The organism is Streptococcus humanilactis (genome assembly GCF_019448275.1).
GTDB lineage: Bacteria > Bacillota > Bacilli > Lactobacillales > Streptococcaceae > Streptococcus > Streptococcus humanilactis.
This window is the reverse complement of the sequence record NZ_JAHXBZ010000016.1, coordinates 570-1153: the sequence shown is the minus strand read 5'-3', so window position 1 is coordinate 1153 and position 584 is coordinate 570. Positions and strand designations below refer to the sequence as shown.

At 42.6% G+C, this 584-nt stretch carries 1 pseudogene; it reads left to right on the top strand.

From position 1 onward, the window contains the following. Nucleotides 1-584 (top strand): annotated as a pseudogene (locus KV696_RS09605) (hypothetical protein); the annotation flags it as partial.

Genomic DNA, 584 nt, shown 5'->3' with positions numbered 1-584 from the left:
GAACGTTCAAGATTCCAAATACGAAGTTACCAGACACAGCAACGGCAGGAAGTGTCAGCATCAATGAACCAGGACACAAACCAGCGAGCGTATCCGGACAAACAACGCCAGCGAAACTTACTAGCGCTAAAGGTGAACCTGCAAAAGAGTTTGAAGTTGAGATTCCACTACCACTCGTAGTTCCAGATCCAGAACATTTAACATCAAAAGAAATAGAAAAATTGGTAGAAGAAGTTAAAAAATCTAATCCAAATAGCGATGTTAAGGCGGATGATAAAGGTAATATTACTGTAACGGATAAGACAACTGGCGATTCAGTACTCATCCCAGTGAAAGACTTAACAGTAAAAGACTTCACCCCAGTGACACCAACTGACAAAGTACCAGTGAAGAAAGCTGGAGAATTGACTCAAGGCGAACAAGACAAAGTCAAAGAAAAAGTTCAAGCTAAGAATCCAGGTAAGGAAGTAACGGTAGGAGCCGACGGAACCGCAACGTTGAAAGAGCCGAATACAGGAATTACACACACAATTCCAGGAACAGACCTAGTGAACCAAGACTTCACCCCAGTGACACCAACTGAT